Raw genomic sequence first — 25,240 nt, 5'->3', positions numbered from 1 at the left:
TGACGGAGGCGGAATGTCGAATGCTCAATCAGTCGGCCAGCCACCAGGCATAGCTGCCGCTGGGCACAGGCAGCACGCTGGCACCGCCGCGGAGCTGCATCTCACCCTGCTCCACCTTGCCGCCGCTGCGGCCAAACTGCTGCAGCAGCAGATGATGCAGAGAGATGGGCGTCAGCTCCGGCGTGTGGCAGGAGAGCAGCACTCCCAGCGGCTCGGGGGAGATGAGCCTGCCCAGCAGCGTGAGCAGCGGAGGCAGGTCGTTTTCGATCTTAAAGACTTCGCCCTTGGCCCCGCGCCCGTAGCTCGGCGGATCGAGAATGAGCAGGTCATACTGGCGGTCACGCCGCAGCTCGCGCTCCAGAAATTTGGTCACGTCATCCACGATCCAACGCACCGGCTTTGCCTCCAGGCCATTGAGCGCGGCATTCTTGCGCGCCCAGTCCACCATGCCTTTGGAGGCGTCCACATGGCACACCTCAGCGCCGGCATGCGCGGCGGCCAGCGTGCTGCCGCCGGAGTAGGCAAAGAGATTGAGCACACGCGCCGGGCGGTTGTGCTTTTGAGCATATTCCGCACACACCGTGCGGATGCGCCGCCACTGGTCGCGCTGCTCGGGAAAGATGCCCAGGTGGCCAAAGTCCGTGGAGCTGAGCTGAAACTTGGTGCCATCCACCTCGATAGCCCAGGTCTCCGGCAGTTTGTCGCGGCCGCGCCACTGGTTGCCGCCGTCGCGGAAAAAGGTGGCGGTCACCTGCTGCCAGTCCGCCTTGGGCAGCGTCTGCCGCCAGACCGCCTGCGCGCAGGGCCTGGAGAGCACCACATTGCCAAAGCGCTCCAGCTTTTGGAAAGAGCCGCTGTCGAGGAGTTCGTAACCGTTTGTGTCAGCCATGGAAAAATCAGTCCGCCTCCGGACGGGGATCACGTGAAAAAAGATCGCGCATACCTTCCTTGGGCGATTTGCCCTGGTGAAGCACGGCATAGATCTCGCCCAGCAGCGGCATGCGCACGCCGCGTGCCTGGGCGGCGCGGTGGAGGCTGGCGGTGTTCAGCACGCCCTCGGCCACCATACGTGTGCTGGAGATGATCTCATCCAGCGGCCGTCCCTGCCCCAGCATCATGCCCACACGGTGGTTGCGGCTGTGCTCGGAGTAGCAAGTGCCCATGAGATCCCCCACTCCGCTAAGCCCGTAAAAAGTCTCCACTTTGCCACCTTCAGCCATGCCCAGCCGCACCATTTCAGCCAGTGCGCGGGTGACGAGCGCGGCGAGAGTGTTGTCTCCCATCTTCAGTCCGTGGGCGATCCCCGCCGCGATGGCATAGGGGTTCTTCATCGCTCCGGCCCATTCAGCGCCCACGATGTCGTCGGTGGTGTAGGTGCGGAAAAACGGCAGCGTGAAGCAGGCCTGCACCGCCTTGGCGATGTCATCATCCGCACAGGCCACCACGGCGGCAGTGGCCATCTGGCGCGCCACCTCTTCCGCATGGTTCGGGCCGGTGAGCACCGCCAGCGGCACGCCGGGGATGGCTGAGCCGATCAGTTCCGTCATACGGCGGCCGGTTTCCAGCTCAATGCCCTTGGAGCATGACACCAGCACCCGCGCACGAGAAGCGGCTCCACTCTGTGCCACGAGCTGCGCCGTGCTGAGCATGGCCTTGGACGGTACTACAAAAACGAGCATGTCCGCAGGCTGCAGCGCATGAAAATCAGACGTCACCCGCACCTGCGGCGGCAATTCCAGGTCCGGAAGGTAGCGGGCACTGCGGCGGGTGTCTTGGAGCTGAGCCATCAGCTCCGCATCGCGGCCCCAAAACTGCACGTCCAAACCACGCCAGGACAGCAAAGCAGCGAGTGCGGTGCCCCAGCTACCGGCACCAATGACGGTGGCGCTCTGGATCATGGCTGCGGCTTCTTTTTGGTGAAGGCCTTGTTCTCCGTGCCGGCCAGCAGGCGCTGGATGTTGGAGCGGTGGCGGACAAAGGCGAGGATCATGACCACGATGCCAAAGCCCAGCAGCACAAAATCCCAGTGCCCCTCACGGTACATCTGGATGGCCATGGCCGTGGGCACCCCCACCGCCGCAGCCAGAGAGCCGAGCGAGACATAGCGGAAGGCAAAGAGGAAGGTCAGGAAACCGATCCAGCCACCGAGCATGCCTGCCTTGGAGATGCCAAACAGCACACCGCCAGTGGTGGCGATGCCCTTGCCGCCCTTGAAGCCAAGCCAGAAGGTAAACATGTGCCCCAGCACAGCGGCAAAACCCGCCAGCACCTTGCCGATGGAGACCATCTCAGGCACCGCGCCTGTTTGTGCGATCCAGCCCGCCGCCAGCCACACTGGCAGCCAGCCTTTGACCATGTCCAGAATGAAGACCGGGATGCCGATCCCCTTCCCCAGCACGCGGATGGCGTTGGTGGCACCAATGTTGCCGCTGCCATGCTGGCGGATGTCGATTCCCTTGAGCCGCCCTGCGAGGTAGCCAAACGGCACCGAGCCGCAGAGGTAGCCGGAGGCAATGCTAAGGATGATGGCGGTTGTCGTAGTCATGGGTGGATCAACGCCTCCTAGTAGCCGAATCCTGCGTGCTGTGGCAAGCGATTCATCGAACCGAAACCACGCAAGCTACTGGGCGCCGTATTTTTCCTTCAAATACTGCACGGTTTCATCCGCCGTATCTGCCTGGATCATCACCAGATCTCCCGGCTGCGCGGACTCCAGCGCCAGATCCACCGCCTTCAGATGGCCTAGGATTGACTCTACACGCCGCGTGCGCACGGCGTTTTCCAGCCCCTGGGCGAGCAGACTCATGATTTCGCCAGATTCACGACCGCGCACATAGTCGCCTTCGTAGAGCCAGGCGTCGTCAAACTCAGCGCTAATCATGCGCCCCTGCTCGATGATGTCGCTGTCCCGGCGGTCGCCTGCAGAGCTGTAAACCACAATGCGTCGCTTGTTTTCAAACTGGCGAAGACCGTCCAGCAAAGCACGGAGCGCGTCCACATTGTGACCGTAGTCCACAATGACGGTGATACCCTTCAGATCCAGCACATTGAAGCGTCCGGCGTTCTGATCCAGGCTGGGCACAAAGCTGCGCGCCCCCTGGCGGATGAGCTCGTCGTCAATGCCCAGCGCCCAGGCAGCGGCCACGGCGGCCAGAGTGTTCTCCACCTGGAAGCCGATACGCCCTCCGTGGGTGAGTGGCACCTCGCTTAGCGGCATGAAGATGTCCTCGCTAGGACCAGTGGCACGGACGATGCTGCCATCTCTCACAAAAATTGCGCGCTCCCCTTTGATCCGGTGCAGGACGATGACCGTGTTTTCACCATCCAAGGCAAAGAAAATGGTCTTGCGGGGATAGGTCTCCGCCATTTTGACGACCAGCGGGTCGGCTGCGTTGAGGACGGCGCTGCCCTCCGCTGACACAGCGGCCACGATGCACTGCTTTACCTCGGCCAGCTGCTCAGGGGTATTGATGTCATTGATCCCCAGATGGTCCCCGGCACCGATGTTGGTCACCACGGCCACGTCACAATGGTCAAAGGCCAGCCCCTCACGCAGGATGCCGCCACGGGCGGTTTCCAGCACGGCAGCTTCGCAAAGAGGGTAGGATAAAATGCTGCGTGCACTCTTCGGGCCGCTGCAGTCTCCGGTGTCGATCATGCGGGAGCCGACGAAAACCCCGTCCGTGCTCGTCATGCCCACGCACCACTGATTCTGACTCAGCAAGTGCGCAATGAAGCGCGTGGTGGTGGTCTTGCCGTTCACTCCGGTCACGGCAACGATGGGGATGCGGCCGCGGCAGTCCGGGGCAAACATGGTGTCGATCACCGCCTTGCCTACCGGACGCGCCTCTCCCTCTGAAGGGTAAAGGTGCATGCGCAGGCCGGGACGCGCGTTCAGCTCGATGATAACCCCATTGCGCGGGCTTAGCGGCTGGGTGATGTCCGGCGCGATCATGTCAATGCCGCAGATGTCCAGCCCGACCATCTGCGCAGCCTCCACAGCTGCGGCGCAGATTGTGGGATGCACCTCGGCGGTGCAGTCCACAGCGGTGCCCCCGGTGCTGAGATTGGCATTTCGGCGGATGAGGATCATGCGGTCCTTCTCAGGGACCGACTCCGGCGTGACCCCCTGCTCCGCCAGCACAGCGAGAGCCACGGCGTCAATGCGGATGCGACTGAGTGCGGCTGCATGGTCGGCAGCACGGCGCGGGTCACGGTTTTTTTCAGCAACGAGCTCCTGGATGGTGTGCTCGCCATCCCCGATCACATGCGCAGGATAGCGCCGTGAAGCGGCGATAAGCTCACGACCAATCACGAGTACGCGATAGTCTTCCCCTTCGGCAAACTGCTCCACGATGACCGAGCGGCTTTCCTCCCGGGCGGCGGCGTAGGCGGTGCTGATCTGCTCGCGTGTATACAAATTGAGAGCGACCCCCCGCCCCTGGTTGCCATCCAAGGGTTTGACGACGACAGGCAGGCCGATTTCGTTGGCGGCTGCCCAGGCGTCCTCTGCATTCTTGACGGGACGTCCCTGCGGCACAGGCAGGCCGATTTCATTCAGCATCCGCCGGGTAAAATCCTTATCTTGGACAATGTCTTCGGCGATCGCGCTCGTCTGGCTGGTGGCGGCGGCAAGGATTTTCTTCTGTTTCGCCCCCCAGCCCAGCTGAACGAGGCTGCCTTCAGTAAGCCGGTGCACCGGAATCCCCCGCAGGCGCGCGGCATCCACCATGGCACGGGTGCTTGGGCCGAGGCAGACTTCCTGGGCAAGCTCACACAGTTCAGTCAGGGCGGCATTGACGTCCATGGTCTGGCCAAACAGCGCGGCATCAATCAGGCGCCGTGCGAGTTCGAAGGCGGCCCGGGCCACCACCTCTTCGTCAAACTGGGTGATGATGCGGTAGGTCAGAGGCTGCCCAGTGGGCATCACCTTGCCAAAGCTCACCTGAAGATCCGAGCGGCTTTGCAGATGCAGCGTTATGACTTGCAGCAGAGCCGCGAGAGAATCAGCCTGAGGTACGACGGAAGTTTCGCTAAGCTGAGGCTCCAACGCCGGCAGCCAGGAAAAAAGCCAGGAGCGCCAGTTGGCGACGTAGTCTGTCAGTTCGGGAAATTCCACTTTGCATTCCAGAACGGTCTCGCGGGCCCAGAGATTCGGGCCTCGCAACGCAAGGATTTTGCGAACAACGGTGGAGCGGAGTTCGCAGGATGGAGCTGTGTTAGGCAAGCGGGGAGTAAAACGCGCGGAATTGTCCACAGACCGGCAGGAGGTCAAGGGAAACCTCTTCCCAATGCAGGAAATGACATGATCCGGATTTGGGGAAATAACCGCCCCGGTTTGACAAGCTGTGGGAACATTCGACTATCGGCGGGTTTCCAGACCCGCCCCTACTTTGCCGCGTCCTCTCATCCAAGACCTTCCCGACCTCCTGCTTCAGCATGCCGAATCCAAACTGGCATCAGGCGAGCGCATGGTCGCCCGTTTGATGACGGATTTGGATGCCGGCCTGCATTTCCGGCATGGCCTGATTGTGCTGACAAACACACGCCTGCTGCATTTTGAGGACAAAGGCTCCGGCCAGCCAAGCTTCATCGCCTGGAAGCTGGCAGACCTGCAGGAGTTTAACCTGGAGGAAATGGGTGCGACGATAGCTCTGCACCTCATGGGAAACGGCACTCTCATCGGCCAGTGGCGGGTGACATCCGGCTCCCTGAGGCAGGTGGAGGCATTTTTGGCCCGGTTCCGGGAGCAGCGCAGCCTCCTTTGCGGAGAGGCAGGCGGCGGAGACAAAATCGGTGGTGAAAACGAGGAGGATGAGGAGGAAATCTTTGCCGCCGAAGATGCTGAAGGCTACATACCGCCAGGCAAGCCGCTGCTTCGTCTGCTTAGCTTCTGCCGTCCTTGGTACCGGCTGCTTTTTCTAGGCCTGGCGCTCACCATGGCAAGCACCGGGGCCCAGATGATCGCCCCCTGGCTCACCATGTCACTGGTCGATGATGTTCTCATACCGATGCAAAGCCAGACGGAGCGGGTGCATGTGCATCTGGTCTATGTTTTCATCACAGAACTGGCGCTCGCAGCCCTGCTGACCTGGGCGCTGAACTGGGGAAAGACTTTTGTGGTGGCGCGGATCGCCGAGCTGGTGACCAGCCGCATGCGCCGGGAGACCTTCGAGCATCTGCAGCGGCTTTCGCTCACCTATTTCAACCGCAAGCGCACAGGAGACCTTATCTCACGCATAGGCTCGGACACAGAGCACCTCTCCCTCTTTATCTCGGTGAACTTCATCGATTTTTTCTGCGATGTGCTGCAGTTCATTTTCACCGCGGTCATCCTCTTCAGCATCAACCCCCTGCTCGCCGTGGCCGCGCTTGGCCCGGTGCCCGTCGTAGCCTGGCTGGTGCAGCGAGTGCGCGAGCATCTTCGGGGTGGCTTTGCCGCCGCCAGCCGTGCAGGCAGCCAGCTCACCAGCGTGCTGGCAGACACGATTCCTGGCGTACGCGTGGTCAAGGCGTTTGCCCAGGAGCAGCGCGAGATCGAACGCTTCCGTGCAGCGGACAAGCACATCTTTGACACCAACGACCGCGTCAACAGGACCTGGTCCTTCTTCACGCCGATGATCAAGCTGCTGACTGACATCGGCCTGCTCATCGTCTGGGCTGTGGGTGCGTGGAGTGTGGCACATGACAGCATCACCGTGGGTGTGCTGACAGGCTTTGTGCTTTATATCAGCAGTTTTTATGAACGCATGGACTCCATGAGCCGCTTCACTGCGTCCATGCAGCGGGCGGCTGCCAGTGCACACCGCATCTTTGACGTGCTCGATGTCAAACCTGACGTGCCCGCGCAGTCCAATCCGATCAAGGTCGGCCGCCTGCGCGGCGAAATTGAGTTTCGTGATGTAAAGTTTCGTTATGGATCCCGTGAAATCATTCGTGGCATCAGCCTGAAAATCGCGCCGGGTGAGATGGTTGGGTTTGTGGGTCCGAGCGGCGCAGGCAAGACCACGCTGGTAAACCTGGCCTGCCGCTTTTTTGAGGTAAGCGAAGGAGCCGTGCTCGTGGACGGCTTCAATCTTGGAGAGGTCGATGTCGTTGGGTACCGTAGAAATCTCGGGCTCGTTTTGCAGGAGCCCTACCTCTTTTACGGGACGATTGCGGAAAATATCGCCTATGGGAAACCGGAGGCATCGCGGGCGGAAATCGTCGCATCTGCACGTGCAGCGCGTGCACATGACTTCATCATGCGGCTGCCGGACGCCTACGACTCGCTGGTGGGAGAGCGCGGCCAGCAGCTTTCCGGTGGTGAACGGCAGCGCATCAGCATCGCTCGCGCCCTGCTTGTCGATCCAGCCATTTTGATCCTGGATGAAGCCACCTCCTCCGTGGACACCGAGACGGAGCGTGAAATCCAGGCCGCGCTGGATCATCTCGTCAAAGGACGCACCACGATCGCCATTGCCCACCGCCTGGGCACCTTGCGCAAGGCAAGCCGGCTGGTCGTGATCGAGGAAGGCCGCATCAAGGAAATCGGATCGCATGAGCAGCTGATGCAGAGCAGCGGAACCTACGCGCGCCTGCACCAGGCCATGCTGGAGGTGAACCACGCATGAGCACGCCGCAGCCACAGAACATCGAGTTTTCCAGGGACGCCCAGGGCCGCCTGGTGCTGGTGGACGCGGAAGGAGTGCGGCATGTAAATGTGCACCCAGCCAAACTCTTTCCCCTGACAGAGAAGGACCACTGGATTTCAATCCAGTCCCAGGGCGCGCGAGAAATTCTGTGCATCGAGGATCCTCAGAGCCTGCCTGAGCCTTCACGCAGTCTGCTGTTGGAAGCGCTTGCCAGACGAGACTTCGTCCCCGTCATCCAGGTCATTCACCGCATCGTGCGTCTCGCAGACGGCCATGAGTGGCATGTCACCACAGATCGTGGCGACACCAGCTTTGAAGTCGAGACGGATGAAAGCATCCAGCCCCTCGGCCACGGCCGGCTTGTCATTATGGACCGCCGCAACACCCGCTATCTTATCCCAGACATCGCCAGCTTGGACCGGGTCAGCAAACGCAAGCTGGAACACTACTACTGAACGTGAACCCCGCCAACACCTCGCCTTCGCGTATCGGTTCGCTCGATGTGTATCGTGGCATTGTGATGTTTCTTCTCGGACTGCGCCTGCTGGAGCTGGACGAGGTTTCCGAACACTTTCCCGACAGCGCCATCTGGCAGTTTTTAGGCCATCATTCCTCGCATATTCCTTGGGTGGGCTGCTCGCTGAATGATCTGATTCACCCGTCGTTTGCCTTTCTGACCGGGGCTTCGCTGGTTTTTTCCGTATCAGCCCGCGAGCGCAAAGGACAGTCTCAATGGCACATGACCCTGCACGCCCTCTGGCGGTCGGTGGCGCTGATCTTTCTTGGGATTTTCCTGCGGAGCGTGGACCGCGATGCAACACACTGGACCTTCGACGAAACGCTGACCCAGACAGGCCTCGGCTACATGGCTGTGTTTGCTCTGGCGCACTGTGGCACTCGTGCGCGCTGGATCTGGTTTGCCATCATACTCATCTCCCACTGGCTGCTCTACGCGCTTTATCCGGTGATGCCGCCGCATGCCAATCCCATCGACTTCAACACTCCAGAAGGATGGCAGCATGATTTCACAGGCTTTTTCGCCCACTGGAACCATAACCGCAACGTGGGCTGGAGCTTTGACCGCTGGCTGCTGAATGAATTCCCGCGCGAGCGGCCCTACGTCGGCTATCTCGGAGGTTACACAACACTGAACTTCATCCCCACCATCGCCACCATGATCCTCGGGCTGATGGCAGGAACCTGGCTCAGAAAGGATGACCAGCCAGCCAGACGTCTCATGACTGCGAGTGTGGCCTGCCTTGCCTTTAGTTTCGTGCTGCACTTTGGCGGCATCTGCCCCATCGTGAAGCGCTTGTGGACACCCGCCTGGGTGTTTTTCAGCGGAGGCGCCTGCTATCTGACTCTGGCAGCCTTGTACCAGATCATTGACGTCCGGCAGTGGCGGGGCTGGTCATTCCCCTTTGTTGTCCTGGGCATGAACTCGCTGGTCTTCTATGTGATGCGCCACACTCTGGACATCTGGTTTTTTGAAACACTGCAAAAGCATTTCGGCACCCGTGTTTTTGATGTTTTTGGCGCAGAACTCAGGCCCGTCACCCTGGGGACATGCACGTTTGTGATCTTATGGCTGGTGGTGCTATGGATGTACCGGCGGAAGATCTTCGTGCGGCTGTGATGCCCGCAGAATGCGAATCATGTCCGAGTGAGGCGGCAGGATGAATCTGGGCCACTCACGTGAGGCATCCATGCAGCCGCCCTCGGCATAAATGCCACGGGCATCGCGCAAGCGGTGCATGCGCTCATAGATTCTAGCGCAGACTGCCGGCTCGGCCAGAGTTTGAGACACCAGCTCCTCCACCCTGGCCTCATCCATCTGCAGCACGCCACGCTCATTTTTGAACACACCGTCGCGCCAGTGATAGACCTCCAGACATTTGGTCAGCAGGCTGAAAGGGCGGTCACTTTTCCAGAAATTGGCAAACATTCCGCCACCCAGGTAGAACACCCAGGAGCCTTCAAAGCCAGGCACATCCGAGGAATGGGAGTCTGGATTGCGGAACCAAACCCTGTCTCCCGGCACATAATAGTGCATGGGAAAAGGCTCTTCCAGATTGCCTTGCTCGTGCAGGAACACATCCTGGAAGGGATCGGCGGTGAGGGCTTTCCTCTCCCATTGGCACTGCAGTTCGTTCAGCAGCTCCGGGTGGCTCATCTGCGCCTCCTCGGCGACCGACAGCAACACCACATACTCGGTCGCCCGGTAGCAGGAGAATGAGTACCACTGCCCGCCCTCCTCCGGCTGACAGGCTTTTTTGAGCGAGCTGATCAAAGGACTGCCCGGAATGAGAACAAAGCCCGTCTCCTTCGAGTAACGCCAGCAATCCTTCGGCCTTTCGATCGCCTCCAGGTCAAAATTCAGCCGGGTACGGGAGGCGTTTTTCACGATGCGCCTGCGCATGCTGACGGCAGCGAGCAATTCCTCTGCGCTCGGAAACTCCAGCAGCACAGGAGAGTTCAGCAAAGTGAGCCAGATCTCACGCAGCAGATCATCCTCGTTGCGGCGCACATCCAGCTTCAGACTCTCGGCCAGGCCCAGTGTGTCATGCCCGGGCATCCGCTCAAGCACCCCTTGGGCTGCAAGATGCAGCCGCAGGCACACAGCGCCTGGCAACCCCTGCTCGCGGCACACGACTTCGGATTCAATTCCCAGGCGCTCCCATTCCGTGCACAAAAGTGCCCGGCCGACTGCGGAGTCGGAAGCGGCGGGAAACCTGATGCAAATGCCTGAGTCCATGATCAGCCAAGCTCGGGTTCGTGAGCCATGGAAAAAGATGGCCTGGCATGACCTGCGGTCTTGGGCTGTATGGGTGGCATGTTCGAAGTCATGTTGCTGTCAGCAGCAGTGCTGCCGGTAGAACACGCATCTTCGAACCCGGTTCCTTCTTGGATTACGAATTTATTCGTAAGTGCTCAACCCCTTAATGATCACCTCGTCGGCCAATCCGTAAGCCCAGGCGGCTCCCACGGCGGCGAGGACATTATGGACATTGAAGCTGAAATGACCGGTGACAGGCAGGGCCACCTCGCTCAGACCGCAAAGGCGGCGTTCCTTGTCGCCTTCAGCCATAAGCACCATGTCTTCCCGGACAAAAACAGCACGCCCACCTTTGGCCAGATGGGCAATGACCACAGGATTGTCCGCAACATGCGAGATGAACAGTACGCTGCACAGGCAGTGCTCAGACTCTGCCATGCCAGCCACGTAAACATCGTCGGCATTGAGCACGGCCGTTCCCTCAGGCAGCACCACGTCCACCACGCAGCGTTTCACCTTGGTCATCTGCTCCAGGGAGTCGATATAGCCCAGCCCCAGATGCTCGGGACCAACATTGAGCACCACGCCGATCTGGCAACGGTCATAACCAAGACCTTCGAGCAGAATGGACTCCGCGCTGCTTTCGCAGATGGCAACTTCTGTCCAGGGGTGCAGCAGCACTCCGTGCGTGCCGCTGGTACGATCTCCCGTCTTGGTGCATGAGAAGCGATCTCCAAACTGAAGACCGCCGCTGTGGCATACACCGAGATACTTTCCTGTGGCCTTCATCAGGTGAGCCAGCAGCTTGACGGTGGTGGTCTTCCCATGGGTGCCGGTGACGCCGATCACAGGAATGCGGCCATTTTTTTCGGCGGGAAACATCATGTCGATGATGGCTTCCCCCACAGGCCGCACCTCGCCCGTCGCAGGTCGCAGGTGCATGATGAGCCCCGGGCTCGCATTCAGTTCCACGACCGCCCCGCCCTGTTCTTCGAGCGGTTTGGCAATATCCGTACAAACCACATCGACACCGCAGATGTCCAGCCCTGCCACCTGGGCGGCGATGGTGACATGTTCACGGTTGCGCGGATGCACCAGACCGGTGACCTCTGTGGACCAGTTGGCAAAACGAGAGATCAGCACGCGTTCGCCGTCATTGGGGATGGAATCTGGCTGATAATCCTGTTTCTCCAGTTCCTGGAGGATGGCCGGGTCCCATTCTTCCGTGTCAATTTTGGACCATGGGCAGAAGTCGCTCACGCCACGCAGAGGGTTGGTGTTGAGCTGGGTGTCCACCAGCACGCTGATCGTGTCGGCACCGTTGCCCATGACCACTGCGTGGTCACCACGGCTGGCGGCAATCAGCTCCCCTCCGACGACGAGCAGCCGGTGGTCATTGCCAGGAATAAAGCGTTCCACCATCACCCCTTCACCTTCAGTCGCCGCAGTTTGAAATGCACTCTCCACCTGCTCACGTGTGGTGAGGTTGATGAAGACTCCGCGCCCGTGATTCGCATCCTGCGGTTTCACCACGACGGGAGTCCCGATGTCTTCAGCAGCCTCCCAGGCATCGTCCGGATTGGCCACGACACGTCCTTCAGGCACAGGCACGCCCGCTTTTCTCAGAAGGGTGCGCGTCAGGTCCTTGTCCTGTACAATGTGCTCCGCGATCGCCCCTGTCCGGTCGGTTTCAGCCGTCCAGATGCGGCGCTGGTTTGCCCCCTGGCCCAGCTGCACCAGGCTGCGCCCCTCCCGGAGCCGCCGCCATGGGATGCCACGCTTTTCAGCTGCGGCGATGATGGCATTCGTGCTCGGCCCCAGAGCATTGCGGTCCACCACACGCTTCATCCGCGCCACAGCGTCTTCGATGTCATAATCCTTGCCGGCGTACCCGGCCAGCAGGATCTCACGCGCTTCACGCATGCAGGCCTCTGCCACCACTTCATCGAGGTATTCGATGACCACTTTGTACAAGCCCTCCACGCACGTCTCACGCGCTTTGCCAAAACCCACCGTGTGCCCGGCCAGCGTCTGCAGTTCCAGGGTCACATGTTCCAGAATGTGCCCCGGCCAGGTGCCTGTGTCGAGCCGCTGAAAAAAGCCGCCACGCTCGCCAATGCTGCAGCGGTGCTCGATCATCCCTGGAAACCACCGTTTGAGCTGATCTGCAAACCCGGGAACGATATCAGACGAAGTGTCTTTGAGGCCGCCCAGATCCACCCAGGCTTCCAGCACACGGTCATTGGTCCAGATGTTGGGTCCGCGCAGAAAGTGGATTTCACGAATATCGAGGTCGGTCATGGCGCGCCGATGTTACTAGCGAGTCCGCTCGTGGCAAGGATTCCCGCAGGCAGTTCACGCTTTGTAACGAACCGGCGGCACATAGGCCTTGCCTTCGCCGTGAGAACGCCTTGAATCGGCCCATGCAACTCCCCCTTGAAGACCTTTTCAATGACGTGATCGCCAAGTCCATGCGCGGCCTGGGCCTCAGTGAGACCGAGCTGGCCTCCCGCTCCGGCGCGAGCGTCGAAGACATTGCCGCCGTCAAAAATGGCACCGCCAATGATGCCGTGCTTCGCCAGATTGCCCCGCATCTGAACCTGCACGCCGCATCCCTGGTGGCCATGGCTCACAATGAATGGCGGCCGCACCCGGTCATGGTGCCTGGTTTGGAGCAGTTTAACACCCCCTACCACGACATGACGGTAAACGCCTACCTGGTGTGGGACGCAGAGACGAAGAACGCCATCGCTTTTGACACAGGAGCGGATGCCGCCCCCATGATCGACTTCATTCAAAAGAGAGGCCTCAATTTGAGCCTGATCTTTGTCACGCACACTCACGGTGATCATATCGCGGACCTGGCCAAACTCTCCGCCGACGGAACGGTGACGGTTTTTGTGCATGAGAAAGAATCCTGCGCGGGTGCCAAGACCTTCAAGCTCGGCGACGCCGAAGCCTGGGAGTCCGGCGGACTCCGCGTGGAGCCACGCAGCACCTGGGGTCATTCCAAAGGCGGCATCACCTATGTGGTCAGCGGCCTGGAGCGCCCGGTGGCGGTCGTGGGAGACGCGCTCTTTGCCTCCAGCATGGGTGGCGGCATGGTTTCCTATGCCGATGCTCTGGCCACCAACCGGAAGGAAATTTTCACCCTGCCCGACAACACTGTCATCTGCCCAGGCCACGGCCCTCTGACAACCGTCGGAGAGGAAAAGGCGCACAATCCGTTTTATCCCGAGTTCAAGTAAATCCAACCAGTCCAAGCCAACCTCATTTTCTCATTATGTCCCAGACCGTTGCATTTGTCGGAGTCGGTAAAATGGGGGCCAACATGGCCCGCCGCCTCAAAGATTGTGGCTGCAGCGTCACCGCCGTCCTCGATGTGAACACCCAGGCCGCCGCCGAACTGGCCACCGAGCTCGGTTGCAAGGCCTGCACCAGCCTCGCCGAAGTCACCACCGCCGCAGATGTCATCTTCACCGTGGTGACGAACGACGCCGCCATGCGTACCATCTTCCTCGGCAGCGGCGACAACCTGCTCACCAACGCCAAGGGCAAGATTTTCATCAACTGCGCCACCCTTTCCCCTGCCATCCACCGCGAAGTGCATGCGGCTGCTGAAAAGGCGGGCGCGCACAGCCTGGAGGCCTGCATGGCCTCCTCCATCAGCCACGCACGCGAGGGCAAGCTCTACCTCATGCTCGCAGGAGATGAGGCTGTGTACAAGCAGGTGCTGCCCATGATCGAGCAGATGAGCGTGAACCGCCGCTTCATCGGTGGGCCAGGACGCGCGGCCGAGGTGAAGGCGCTCGTGAACATGGTCATGAACATCAACACCGCCGGTCTGGCCGAAGGCCTGGGCCTTGCCGCCGCACTGGGACACGACCTGAACATGATCCGTGAGGTCTTCAGCCAGACGGGTGCCAACTCCCGCGTGCTGGAAACCGACAGCGCCGACATGGTGGCCCGCGAGCACGACTGCTGGTTCTCCGCCGAGCACGCCGCCAAAGACAGCGGCATCGCCGCTGACGTGGCCAAAACCGTAGGCCTCAGCCTGCCTCTCAACGACGCTACCAAGGCGCAGTATGAAAAGATGGTCTCCCTCGGCCTAGGAGGGCTGGACAAGTCCGGCATCGCGGAGCTCACCTTCAAAGGACGCCACGCTTAGAGTTATCGGCAGGGCTGCTCTACTGCGGAGCAGCGCCGACTTTCAGCACCTCCAGCTTCTTGACCACCTTGTGGCGCTCCAGTTCACGAGCGCCGCTCGAGGTCTTGATGATCAGTGTCTGACCGATGCGGGCGGGGATCATGGCCTCCTCCCCGGCCTCCAAAGAGCGGACAAACAACTCGTTGTCCGCCCCCGGAGAAAGACCAAAGACACGGACCGCACCTGCATGATTGTTGGTGATGACGACGTCTGACGGATCGCCTGCATTGGCCGGAGGTTTGATGGCGGCTGCGGGCTGCGGCTTCGGAGATGGCAGGCCCGAGCTTTCAGGAGTCGGTTCTGCCCGCATGACCTGGGGTGCTGCAGGCTGCGGAACATTGGGCAAAGGCTTTCGAGCACTGACAAACGCCGGCTCCTTGATCTCAGCAGCCTGCGCGTTGATGGCGGGACGCTTTGGCTCCTTGTCCGCGCCGCAGTCAAACTGCGCCAGAATCTCCTCGCGCCGCGCTTCCAAAGGCAGATCGCTGTAGGTTTTCAGAGAGCGGCGGCGGCGGACCAGATCATCGATCTCCGGCGTGCTGAAGGCTGCAGGATCAAACGGGGCCGTGCGCTGGCGCTCGAGGGTTTCCATTTCACGGGCGAGCACATCCCGGCGTTGAAGTTTGGTGTTTAGGTCCGCCTGGGCAGTCCCGGCGGTGCGGTTGAACTGCGTCTGCAGATTCGCGATGCTGGCTCCCATCTGCACATCCTGATTTTGGATGACCTGCATCTGCTGGCGGATCTGCTGAATTTCCGCCTGATGCTGCTGGATCTCCACCATGATGGCCTGGGCACCCATGCCCTGCTGGGGCGCACCCGGAATCATCGGCCGTACGCCCGGCCGCATCGTGGTGGGAGGCTGCGGCTGCTGGGTGGCCTGCATTTTCACCTGGTCCTGCGCCATGCATGCGGCGATCTGCTGCATGCGCGCGTTCAGCGCCTGCAACTGCACGGCGTTTGCCTGCTGTTGCTGCATGAAGCCGGTGGCCTGAATGCGATACTGCTGCTGGGCCTCACCCACCGTGGCCTGCAGCGCCTGGATTTCAGGATCGAGCACGGCCGCCTCTTTGCTCAGCACCGCCTGACGCTCCGCGATTCGGGCGAGCCCGGCCCCACGTTTCTCTGTGACGTCTGCCAGCAGCTTTTCGCGCGCGGCATCCTCCGCCGTTTTGAGCTTGCCGTATTCCCCGGCCACATGGTCACGGCCCCTCATGCACTCAGTCTGAAGCTCTCCCTTGAAGGCCGCCAGGAGATCCCTTTCCAGCAGGACATCGTCACCAGCGCCTACCATATCATGCCACGGCCCTTTGACCAGCCCCAGGCCGATGCCGCAGACATACGCCGTGCCCTTCGCCGCCGGAGTGGATGGACGGCTGGCATCATGACTCTGCGCCAGCGAGCGGATCTCACGCACGGCATCTGGCACCTGATGCTGGCAGAGGATCAGCCACACGCGTGCTTCACAGGCGCGATCCCACCAGGTGCTGTCACTCTTTTTGCCAATCGCCACCGTGAGACTTCGCCGGGCCGCATCCAGGTCTCCGGCGCTGAGCTGCGCGAGCGCGCTGGCGTAGTCCACGCTGCAGTCTGCGGCATCCGCTTTCACGGCGCGCTGAAAGGCCCGATCCGCCGCCGCTCTGGCCTGCGCGGAAGTGCCCCAGCCTTCATTGAGCATCGCGCGCACATAGCCATGCAGCAGTTCATTGCATGGGGTGAGTTCAAACACGACGTCCCCGTCCTTGTCGCATTTCACCGCAAGCTTGCCCGTGAAGGGATTGCACTCTGGTGCGTCGATGGCGACTGCATAATCCCCTTCCGCGAGATCTTTGACGGTGCATTCACCTTTGGCATCGGTGACAAAGGGCTGGTTCAGAGGCGTTGGCAGGTTTCCCGAAGGCTGCAGCACCACCCGCGCGTTTGCCACCGGCAGGCGCGCGTCATTGGCGCGGTCATTGCCGCTGCTGATGCGTTTGATCACGAGCACGGCCAGATCGCACCTCTCCCGCTTGGGCGGTGTTCGGGAGATAAAAAAATCATGCACATACTCCAGGGTGCCCTGCGGCACGGCAAAGCCGCGACCGTCATCCTCCGCTGCAAAGCCTGCTGCGGTCACGCGATAGGCGTAGTCTGCAGGTGGCAGGTTTTTGATTTCGTAATAGCCGCCAGGCGAGCTGGCCGTCGCTGTGGCCACCACCTTTCCGCCAGGACCGGAGAGCAGCTCCACTTTGGCGCCGGGCTGGGGGCCGAGATTCTCGCCTTTCTCCGTCTGACCATACACCCGGCCATGCACGGCTGGCTGCACAAGGTTTGACTGAGCTGGCGCCGCACCGGGCCGCGGCTCGCGCGAAAGGAGGAAATCATGCACAAATTCCCGCGTGTCCTGCGGCATGGTGAAGCCGCGCATGGCATCCTCATCGCGAAATCCGGCGGCTGTGATCTTGTAGTGGTAGGAGCCTGCCGCCAGCACGGGAATCTGATAGTAGCCGCTGGCATCCGTGGTCACCGTCGCGCCCGCCGCGCCAGGCTCGCCCTTCAGCTCGATCTTCGCTTTGGCCACAGGGCCGAGGTTGCCGCCTTTTTCGTCCTGGCCATAGACGCGCCCGTGCATGGAGCCATCCACGGCATGCAGCAGCGGCATAGCCAGCAGCAGGAAAACAAGCAGGAGCGTTTTCATGGCGTGTTGTCAGGAACCAGACGCACACCCAGTACTCCCACGGCATCCGTCGCATCCGCGGTGTTGAGCGAGACCATGTAGGTGAGCGTCACGTACATCGTGCCCGTGCCAGCCTGTGCGGTGTAGGCTGGGAAATTAAAAGCAGGCGGACCGGCAAAAGAGTAACTGGCGCCGTTCACAGGATCGAGCGGATAACCTGCAAAGTTGTTGGCCGCCATGCGATCAAATCGCAGAGGCATGTCCACCAGCAGCAGCGGCTGATTTTTCGCCAGCGGCACCGCCGGGACGGGGGCGGTGGTTTGCAGCGTGAAGAAGGGCTGCGCACTGAACGGCAGAGGCATGATGTTTCCGGCGAGGTTGCGCCGGATGGGGCCGCTGCTCAGCTCCGCACGGGCAAGCACCTGCGCCTTGCTTGCGGGAGAAGCGCCGCCCACGAACGCGATGCAGGCCACGGCGCGCAGACCATTGGCAGCCGCCGGCATTGGCACCACTCCCTCAAACCTCAGCGTGATCAGCTCGCTGCCATCGCCGGTGGGGCGCGCCGCCGTGCTCCAGGCCGGCAGCGTGAGCGGCGGGGGAATGCTTTCATGGCTGGCAAAGAGCAGCCCAAAATGACTGCCGTGCTCGGCATTCAGGCTCCAGGCATTGCGCACGGCCAGCGGGTCCGCCAGCGTCATGCCCTGCCATTTCAAAAACGGTGGAGTGACTGCTGGCGTGACCTGAAAGCTCGGAGCGGGCGCATTGCCAGGACCGAAGGGCGGCAGGATGCCGCCTCGCTTCAGGCCCACGGCGGCGGCGGTGGTGCCCGCAGGGAACAAAGGCAGCAGCGAGCCATTGGCCGCGGTTATCACATTTCCCCACGGCCCCAGGGCGGTGACGCGGGGCTGCACATACAGATAAAGTGCCTCGGCGGAGGCTGGAGCCAGGAGAGCGGCAATGGCGGCACGGTTGATCGGAGGCATCACCACACTCGTAGCACCGGCAAAAACACCGGACTTGGTAGCCATGGGTGTGACAAGCACCGGCACAGGCTTGTGCGGGAGCACGGCAAACAAATCGACGCGCCAGGAGGTGATGCCCGATGTGTTGCCACCCACGCTCCAGTTCACCGTCACAGCATCCCCATCACAGACAATAGGTGTGGCGGGAGCTATGCGCACACCGCTGATCAAGGGGGCCGCAGGCGGGGGCAAAGGAATCAGAAGCTGCGCCAGCGCATTGAGCAGCGGCAGCAGCCCACCGCCAGGCGGAGGCAGGCCGCCGGGCAGAATGGTGCGTATCGGGGGCAGCAGCGGTGGTGGCGGCAGCGGAGGCACCGGCGGTACGACGACCAGTGGCGGAGGCTCCGGCGGGAGCGGAGCTGATGGCGGCGCACCCGGCAGTGTCATGCCAGATTTCCAGACCGGTGTTTCCACCGCGGTGGGGGTGGGCCGCATGAGATCGCCCGCTTCGTTAAAATATGCAGCGGGCGTAAGCCACAGCGCGGGCAGTGTTTTCTGGTCGTCGGACTGCTTGTCACTGTCATAGACCACCTGCCCGTCAGCCTCGATTTTCACACTCTGAAGCTGCGCACGATCTGGCACTTTGCCTTCCGGCACACCGCTGCCGATGACACCCACCCCAGGTGTGCTCAACACCTCCTTCGTCAGCGGATTCATCGACAGCTCAAACGCCGCGAGATCAAAAAGCTGCGGTTCATTGGCATCGCGCAGCGGGTCCATCTCCGAGGAAAGCAGAAACTTCCGCGCTCCCGCCACAAGATAGAGCGGATTGCGCGTGCCCTGCTGCGGTCCTTTGCCGCCGGTGAGCGTGATGCGCACGCTCTCCACCTTGGCCGCAGCTGGTGGTGCGGGATTCAGCTCCTCATTGCTCTCCTCAAACCATGGAACCGCACCCACGATGCGGCCGCTGAGCGCACGGACCAGCGCGTATTCAGTCTTGTGCTCCGCCTTCTCGACATCGCTCAGTTTTTTGGCATTCGTCTTCGCCTCATAATCAGGGAGCAGTTTCATGAGGCTCGCACGGCTGGAGGCCAGCTTCTCCTGCGCACGGGCGTCCACGAGACCATTCGCGGCGAAGAGCTTTCCATTCACCTCGATGCGATAGCCCGCCAGCACCCAGTCGCTGCGTCCCTGCGAGGCAAAGCCGATTCGCTGCAAATCCCCGCACTTCACACCGCTGAGCAGTTGCTGCGAAGTGCGCAGAGCATCCAGTCCGGCGTCATCATCCTTCGCCGAAAATTCAAACGTGGCCATCTGGCCCGGCTGGATGGCAGCCGCCATGCCTTCGAGTGATGACTTGTGCGGAAACGCCGCAAAGGAGGGCTCCCGCCTCACTCCGCCCAGGGGATAGAGCCTCAGTGGAAAGCCAAGCCCCAGATGCACATCCACCGGCTCGCTTAGAGCCGCCCCATCCGTCCCGGCTCCCAGCGTGATCTTGATCGACTCCACCGGCTCATCCGGAGACAGGGAACCTTTTTCAAAAGGCGTTCGCGGAAGTCCCTCATGCTTCACCAGCACCTCCATTTCTTCGCCGCTGGCAGCTGCTGGCTGCGGTGCCACTTTCGCCAGTAGCGATGGATTCACCTTGGTAACATACAAGGCTCCGGCACCGATCGCTCCGCCCATCAAGAGACCTATGAACAGCCTGCCCCATCCAGAAGATGGCCTGACAGAGGATGAATGATCATCAGAGGAACCGTCTCGCATGGCATTTTTAGGGGAAGGAGTCCGCCTGCAGCATACAGACCAGCCTGTATGGAATTGGTTCGATATTACCGCCCAGTCTAGCGCATACGCAATCCCAATCTTAGGCAATAATCCCCATTACCACTTCACCGCTCACATTTGTCAGCCGGAAATTCCGACCGCCATAGGAATAGGTCAGCCTAGTGTGATCAAGTCCGAGAAGGTGAAGGATCGTCGCATGCCAGTCATGAATGTGCATCGGATTCAGCACGGCCTTGTGCCCCACTTCATCCGTGGCTCCATAGGTGAGCCCCCCCTTCACTCCACCGCCTGCCATCCAGATGGAGTAGCCTTTGTGATTGTGATCGCGACCATCACCGCTCTGTGCGTAGGGGGTGCGGCCAAATTCACCGGCCCACACCACCAGTGTGTCCTTGAGCATGCCGCGTGCCTTCAAATCCGTCAGCAGCGCGGCAATCGGCTCGTCGGTGGAGACACAGTTTGTGGCCAGCTGCTCACGCAAGCGGTTGTGATGATCCCAGTTTCCAGGGGAGGAAACTTCAATGAACCGCACCCCAGCTTCAGCCATGCGGCGCGCCAGCAGGCACTGCCGAGCAAACTGATCCTTGCCCCGCCCGATGCCATAGAGCTTCAGAATGTGCCCAGGCTCGCTACGCAGATCGAGCACCTCGGGAACCTCGCTCTGCATGCGAAAGGCGAGTTCAAACGACTCGATGGCGCCCTCAATCTCGGGATGGAAACCATCGCGCTCCAGTTTGCGTCCATCCAGGCCGCGAATGAGGTCGATCTGCGCCCGCTGGATATCGCGGGGAACGAGAGCATTTGTGATGTTCTTCATCGGCGGCCCAGGTGCAGCATCCTTGTTTAGCAGTGCCGCATAGAGCTCTGGAAGCTGCGACCCGCCAATGCGCGTCCCCTGGCAGATCGCAGGCAGAAAGGCGCTGCCGTAATTCTGTGCGCCACCATTGTCCGCCGGAGGATTCAGCGTGACGAAGCCCGGCAGATTTTCATTCTCAGAACCCAGCCCGTACAACGTCCATGCACCGATGGAAGGTCTTACGAACTGAAAGCTCCCGGTGTGCATCTGGCCAAAAGCCTGTGCATGATTTGGCAGGTCGGTGTGCATGGAGTTGATGATGCACAGGTCATCCGCATGTTTCGCGAGTCTGGGATACAGCGTCGTCATCCACTGCCCCGAGTTGCCAAACTGCTTCAACGGATGCACGGGACCAAACAGCTTCGCGCCCGCAGCATCACGGCCAAGGCTCGCGGTCTGGCCGTTTCGTTTGATCAGCTCCGGCTTGTAGTCAAACAAGTCCACATGCGAAGGTCCTCCACGCATGGTGAGGAAGATCACACGTTTCGCACGCGCGGGAAAATGCGGGAGCTTTGCTGCAAGGCCGCTTTTGGCCTGAGCCATGGCTGAAAAAGCCAGCCAGCCAATGCCCGACGACAGCGTCGTCAGCATCTCACGTCGTGTCTGGATCATCTTCATGGCATTTAATCGGCAAAGCGAAACTCGGCGCTGGCAAACAGTGACTGGCAGAATGCCTGCAGCAGTTTGAAACCGTCCTGGGCGCCGGTGTGGAGAAATTTTTCGGACAGCGCGAGTTCGCCTGCGTCTGGCTGGCGGTTGAAGCAGAACTGAAATGCGGCCTGCACACGTTCGGGCGAAGATTGGATTCGCTTTGCCAGCGCCTCCGCCTGCTCCTGGACAAAGGGGCCGTTAAGAAGGTAAAGCGCCTGCAACGGCACGTTTGTCACATCACGATTGCCCGTGACGAGATTGGGATTGGCCACATCAAACTGCTCCAGCACATCGGGCAGATGATCCCGCAGGACAGGCAGATAGACCGAGCGACGCTTCGATCCATCGAGGTCAGAAGGCAGTTTGGCATTGAAGCCGATGAGCGAGACCGACTGCCCGTCCAGCTCCGCCACGAGCGATCCGGGCCTGCGCGAGGTATCGAGCACACCCGCCACAGCAAGCATGGAATCACGTATCACCTCAGCATCGAGCCGGCGCTTGTTCGCACGCCACAGCAGCCGGTTGTCCGGGTCTTTTTCAAAGGACTCGCTGCGGTACGTGGATGCCTGCCTGTAGGCTTCAGACATCACCATCTCCTTGATCAGTTTTTTCACCGACCAGCCACCGTCCATAAACCGCAGCGCCAGGTAATCGAGCAGCTCAGGGTGGCTTGGACGCTCCCCGCTGAAGCCAAAATTATCAACCGTCCGAACGATGCCAGCACCCAAAAGATGCCGCCACACGCGATTCGCCATCACCCGGGCGGCGAGAGGGTTTTCACGGCTGACGAGCCACCGCGCCAGCTCCAGCCGACCGCTGTGCTCCTCTGGCATGGCTGCGCCGCTGCCCATGACTTTGGGAAAGCCACGCGGCACAGATTTCACCGGACGCGCGATCTCTCCACGGTCGTAGAGCTGCGAATCCTGGATGCTTTTTGCGTCTTGAACGCCCATGCACAAAGGCAGCGCATGCCCCTGCTCATCCACAGTTTCAAGCTGCCCCTCAATGCCACCACGATTCCACAGGATGCGAATGGCTGTGGCGAGTATCCGGTGATACTCGCCGCTGATGTCACGCCCGTCGGCTTTCGCCTTTGCGACATACTCATTTTGGGCCTTTTCCTCGGCTTGCAGCCTGACAAGATCCTCTTTGAGCTGCCTCACGCGATCCGCGCTCAGCGGCCGGTTCGGAATCACCTGCCCCGGCAGCCCGGGCAGGCGTATGAGATGGCCGTGGTTGTTGTTCTCTGAGTCGATCCAGTTGCCGTAGAAAGTCTGCGTGCTTTTAAAAATTCCAGCAAGCGCGTAGTAATCCTCCATGCTGAAGGGCTCGGTTTTATGATCGTGGCAGCGGGCGCAAGCGATGGAGCTGGCCAGCACTGCGCGCGTCACGGCATCGATCTGTTCGTCAGCCACATCTGCGGCGAATTGCGCCTTGTTCATCTCGTTGAGCCCTTTCGGACCAAGAGCGAGAAACCCTGTGGCAATGAGCAGCCGGGCACGCTCTGCATCTCCCTGTGCGGGAAGCAGATCCCCCGCGATCTGCTCGATGATGAAGCGATCAAAGGGTACGTCTGCATTCACCGCGTCGATCACATAATCCCGATAACGCCAGGCGTGAGGAAAGGTCAGATTGGACTCGCGGCCATTGGATTCGGCGTAGCGTGCCACGTCCAGCCAGTGGCGGCCCCACCGCTCGCCAAAGCGCGGGCTGTTCAGCAGCCCGTCCACCGTGGCTTCCAGTTGATCCATGGAAAACGCCGCGGCCTGTTCCGGTGTAGGCGGCAGGCCAATCAGATCGAAATACAGCCTGCGCAGGATGATCACCGGCTCTGCAACTGGCGCTGGCTCCAGCCCGTTCTCTTTCAGCTTTGCCTGGATGAAGCCATCAATGGTGCCGCCGGCTGCCCTCGGCTTTTGATAGCTCCAGAAGTTTCCGCCTGACTCCAAATCGACAGGCGGACGCTCCGCAGCATTGATGGCCGACTCACGCGGATCAGCCGCGCCTGCTTTGATCCAGGCTTCAAAGTCAGCAATGACCAGCTCTGGCAGCCTGGGCTTTTTCGGCGGCATTTCGAGATCAGGATCGCTGTGTTTGATCGCTGAGAGCAGCAGGCTCTTTGCTGATTCGCCAGGCACCACCGCCGGCCCGGTGTCACCCCCCACGCGGATGCCCTGCCTGGTGTCCAGCATCAGCCCGCCCTTCGCTTTGCCTGACTTCAGCGAGTGACATTCGTAGCAGTGCCTCACCAGCACCGGACGGATTTTGGCCTCAAAAAAAGCGGCGTCTTCTGGCAGCGCGGCACCCGCGCAGCAGCAAAAGAGGACAAGACACAAGGCGGGCTTCATGGTCTGGGACAGCCATTTCAGGATTAATCAGTGACTGTACCGCAAAAGCACCGGCTTTGTCACGCCGGGAGATGGCTCTTCACCACGTCCATGCTGGCGGCAAACTTGGCCATCACAAACTCGCGTGCCTTTTCGGCCTTCGCCTTTGAGCCAGCGGGGTCTTTAGCCATTGCCAGCACGGCGGCGGCCACCTTTTGCACTTCGTCCTCCTTGTCGAGATCGAAAAGCCACTCGCCCAGGCCGATGTCGCGCCACATGTAGCCCTTGCTGGTCTGCTCGGCCCAGCGGCACACGATGGCGGGGATGCCACTGCCGATACACATGATGGGGCTGTGCATCTCATGCCCAAAGAGCCCGGCGCTGCGGCGGTAGGTGCTGATGGCCTCGTCCGTGAGCCAGTAGCTCTCCCGCCATACCACGCGCGCCTTCACTTCTTCCGGCAGCTTGTCGTAGAGCATCTCCTTGCCCACCTTCATCTGCGTCTTGTCCTCCGGGCAGAGCAGGATATTGAGGTCGGTGTTATTGATCACGCTCACGATGGCATCCAGCAGCGGCTTGCCGTCATGGTCCATCATGGCCTTGTTACGAGCGTCCTTCTTTTCATCAATGGCCGCCTTCTTCTCCGGCAGCGTCCAGTAAGGTGTGTTGCGCAGGCGCGGGATGCAGCAAAGGAATTTCCCCTGCTCCAGTCCGTGCTCCTTCAGGAAGGCCTCGGCCTTCGCATCATCCTTCAGATCGACGGCGAAGGCTCCGTCCGGCCCGTACTCCATGCGTGGGCAGGTGCAGCCCATCTTCTTTGCCAGCTCCAGTGAAACGGAATCGCGGAAATACACAAACTTCGCGCCGCTGAGCACATCCACCGTTTTCACGCTCTTCGAGCTCTGCTGGCCGGAGAAGGTGATGCCGTACACACCGTAGGGCTTGCCCGTGGCCTGGCTCCACTTCACCACATCCGCCTGCGCCACCAGCGAGGGTCCGGAGCCGTGCAGCAGGAAATCGCACTCCTCAAAGGCCTTCTTCACCGCCTCCCCCTGGATCACCTGCACCTTAGGAAAGCGTGCAGCCAGCATTTCGGCCACGCCATTGTCCAGCTTGCTCGGCCACAGCCGCATCTCCACCTCTGGCAGATGTTTCTCCAGCAGCGCCAGCACGCCCGGCGTGTGGCCGATGTCGCCAATGTTCACCGTCTGCCACGAAGATCTCAGGATAAGCCGTCTGGGTTTTTCGGCAGCGATGGCCGAGATGAATGGCAGGGCGGCGGCAGAGCGGATGAAGTGGCGGCGGTTCATGGGTGATTGTCAGACGATGCGGTTTGTCTGTAAACGGAACGTAAATTGACTGCCACTCATTCATGCATCTTGCCAT

At 60.9% G+C, this 25,240-nt stretch carries 16 protein-coding genes; 5 read left to right on the top strand and 11 right to left on the bottom strand.

Annotation, left to right across the window (positions count from 1 at the left end):
* Positions 1–28: 28 nt before the first annotated feature.
* The 4 genes from ACFQDI_RS03495 to cphA all read right to left on the bottom strand — a co-directional run bounded on the left by ACFQDI_RS03495 (position 29) and on the right by cphA (position 5,227).
* Positions 29–889 (bottom strand): class I SAM-dependent methyltransferase, encoded by an 861-nt coding sequence (locus ACFQDI_RS03495; RefSeq protein ID WP_377163447.1) that lies wholly within the window; start codon positions 887–889, stop codon positions 29–31.
* Between the two features lie 7 nt (positions 890–896).
* Positions 897–1,898 carry an NAD(P)H-dependent glycerol-3-phosphate dehydrogenase gene (locus ACFQDI_RS03490; protein ID WP_377163445.1) on the bottom strand — a complete coding sequence of 334 codons (1,002 nt, stop codon included), beginning with the start codon at positions 1,896–1,898 and terminating at the stop codon, positions 897–899.
* Complete coding sequence (gene plsY / locus ACFQDI_RS03485; protein ID WP_377163443.1) at positions 1,895–2,545, bottom strand: glycerol-3-phosphate 1-O-acyltransferase PlsY; 651 nt, start codon at positions 2,543–2,545, stop codon at positions 1,895–1,897. The genes ACFQDI_RS03490 and plsY overlap by 4 nt, the downstream gene beginning before the upstream one ends.
* Positions 2,546–2,620: 75 nt before the next feature.
* Positions 2,621–5,227 (bottom strand): cyanophycin synthetase, encoded by a 2,607-nt coding sequence (gene cphA / locus ACFQDI_RS03480; protein WP_417715078.1) that lies wholly within the window; start codon positions 5,225–5,227, stop codon positions 2,621–2,623.
* Positions 5,228–5,393: 166 nt separating this feature from the next.
* Here cphA and ACFQDI_RS03475 point away from each other — a divergent pair, with 166 nt between their 5' ends.
* The 3 genes from ACFQDI_RS03475 to ACFQDI_RS03465 are packed head-to-tail and all read left to right on the top strand — an operon-like array spanning position 5,394 to position 9,270.
* Positions 5,394–7,613, top strand: a complete 2,220-nt coding sequence (locus ACFQDI_RS03475; protein ID WP_377163439.1) for a cyanophycin metabolism-associated ABC transporter — start codon at positions 5,394–5,396, stop codon at positions 7,611–7,613.
* Positions 7,610–8,089 (top strand): DUF1854 domain-containing protein, encoded by a 480-nt coding sequence (locus ACFQDI_RS03470; RefSeq protein ID WP_377163437.1) that lies wholly within the window; start codon positions 7,610–7,612, stop codon positions 8,087–8,089. Before ACFQDI_RS03475 ends, ACFQDI_RS03470 begins: the two co-directional genes overlap by 4 nt.
* 2 nt (positions 8,090–8,091) lie before the next feature.
* Positions 8,092–9,270, top strand: a complete 1,179-nt coding sequence (locus tag ACFQDI_RS03465) for an acyltransferase family protein (RefSeq protein WP_377163435.1) — start codon at positions 8,092–8,094, stop codon at positions 9,268–9,270.
* Here ACFQDI_RS03465 and ACFQDI_RS03460 read toward each other — a convergent pair.
* Positions 9,232–10,389: a hypothetical protein gene (locus ACFQDI_RS03460; protein ID WP_377163433.1), complete on the bottom strand. Its 1,158-nt coding sequence runs from the start codon at positions 10,387–10,389 to the stop codon at positions 9,232–9,234. The genes ACFQDI_RS03465 and ACFQDI_RS03460 overlap by 39 nt on opposite strands.
* Before the next feature lie 162 nt (positions 10,390–10,551).
* Positions 10,552–12,711: a cyanophycin synthetase gene (locus ACFQDI_RS03455; RefSeq protein WP_377163431.1), complete on the bottom strand. Its 2,160-nt coding sequence runs from the start codon at positions 12,709–12,711 to the stop codon at positions 10,552–10,554.
* Between the two features lie 122 nt (positions 12,712–12,833).
* Between ACFQDI_RS03455 and ACFQDI_RS03450 the strand changes: the two genes are divergently transcribed.
* On the top strand, positions 12,834–13,658 hold the full coding sequence (locus tag ACFQDI_RS03450; RefSeq protein WP_377163429.1) for an MBL fold metallo-hydrolase: 825 nt from the start codon (positions 12,834–12,836) through the stop codon (positions 13,656–13,658).
* 35 nt (positions 13,659–13,693) lie between these two features.
* The gene (locus ACFQDI_RS03445; protein WP_464694191.1) at positions 13,694–14,578 is read left to right on the top strand and encodes an NAD(P)-dependent oxidoreductase; all 885 of its coding nucleotides are present in this window, start codon (positions 13,694–13,696) and stop codon (positions 14,576–14,578) included.
* Between the two features lie 19 nt (positions 14,579–14,597).
* On the opposite strand, the gene ACFQDI_RS03440 is transcribed toward ACFQDI_RS03445, so the two are convergent.
* The 5 genes from ACFQDI_RS03440 to ACFQDI_RS03420 all read right to left on the bottom strand — a co-directional run bounded on the left by ACFQDI_RS03440 (position 14,598) and on the right by ACFQDI_RS03420 (position 25,164).
* Positions 14,598–17,291, bottom strand: coding sequence for a carboxypeptidase regulatory-like domain-containing protein (locus tag ACFQDI_RS03440; protein ID WP_377163427.1), 2,694 nt, complete (start codon positions 17,289–17,291; stop codon positions 14,598–14,600).
* Positions 17,288–19,876, bottom strand: coding sequence for a hypothetical protein (locus tag ACFQDI_RS03435; RefSeq protein ID WP_377163425.1), 2,589 nt, complete (start codon positions 19,874–19,876; stop codon positions 17,288–17,290). Before ACFQDI_RS03435 ends, ACFQDI_RS03440 begins: the two co-directional genes overlap by 4 nt.
* Positions 19,877–20,099: 223 nt before the next feature.
* The gene (locus ACFQDI_RS03430) at positions 20,100–21,494 is read right to left on the bottom strand and encodes a DUF1501 domain-containing protein (RefSeq protein WP_377163423.1); all 1,395 of its coding nucleotides are present in this window, start codon (positions 21,492–21,494) and stop codon (positions 20,100–20,102) included.
* A 5-nt stretch (positions 21,495–21,499) separates the two neighbouring features.
* Positions 21,500–23,875: a PSD1 and planctomycete cytochrome C domain-containing protein gene (locus tag ACFQDI_RS03425; RefSeq protein ID WP_377163421.1), complete on the bottom strand. Its 2,376-nt coding sequence runs from the start codon at positions 23,873–23,875 to the stop codon at positions 21,500–21,502.
* Positions 23,876–23,934: 59 nt separating this feature from the next.
* Positions 23,935–25,164 (bottom strand): polysaccharide pyruvyl transferase family protein, encoded by a 1,230-nt coding sequence (locus ACFQDI_RS03420; RefSeq protein ID WP_377163419.1) that lies wholly within the window; start codon positions 25,162–25,164, stop codon positions 23,935–23,937.
* Positions 25,165–25,240: the final 76 nt, after the last annotated feature.

Origin of the sequence: Prosthecobacter fluviatilis (assembly GCF_042655725.1) — a bacterium.
In the GTDB taxonomy this organism is placed as follows: domain Bacteria; phylum Verrucomicrobiota; class Verrucomicrobiia; order Verrucomicrobiales; family Verrucomicrobiaceae; genus Prosthecobacter; species Prosthecobacter fluviatilis.
Note: the sequence above shows the minus strand (reverse complement) of the source record. Positions and strands in the feature narration are given on the sequence as shown.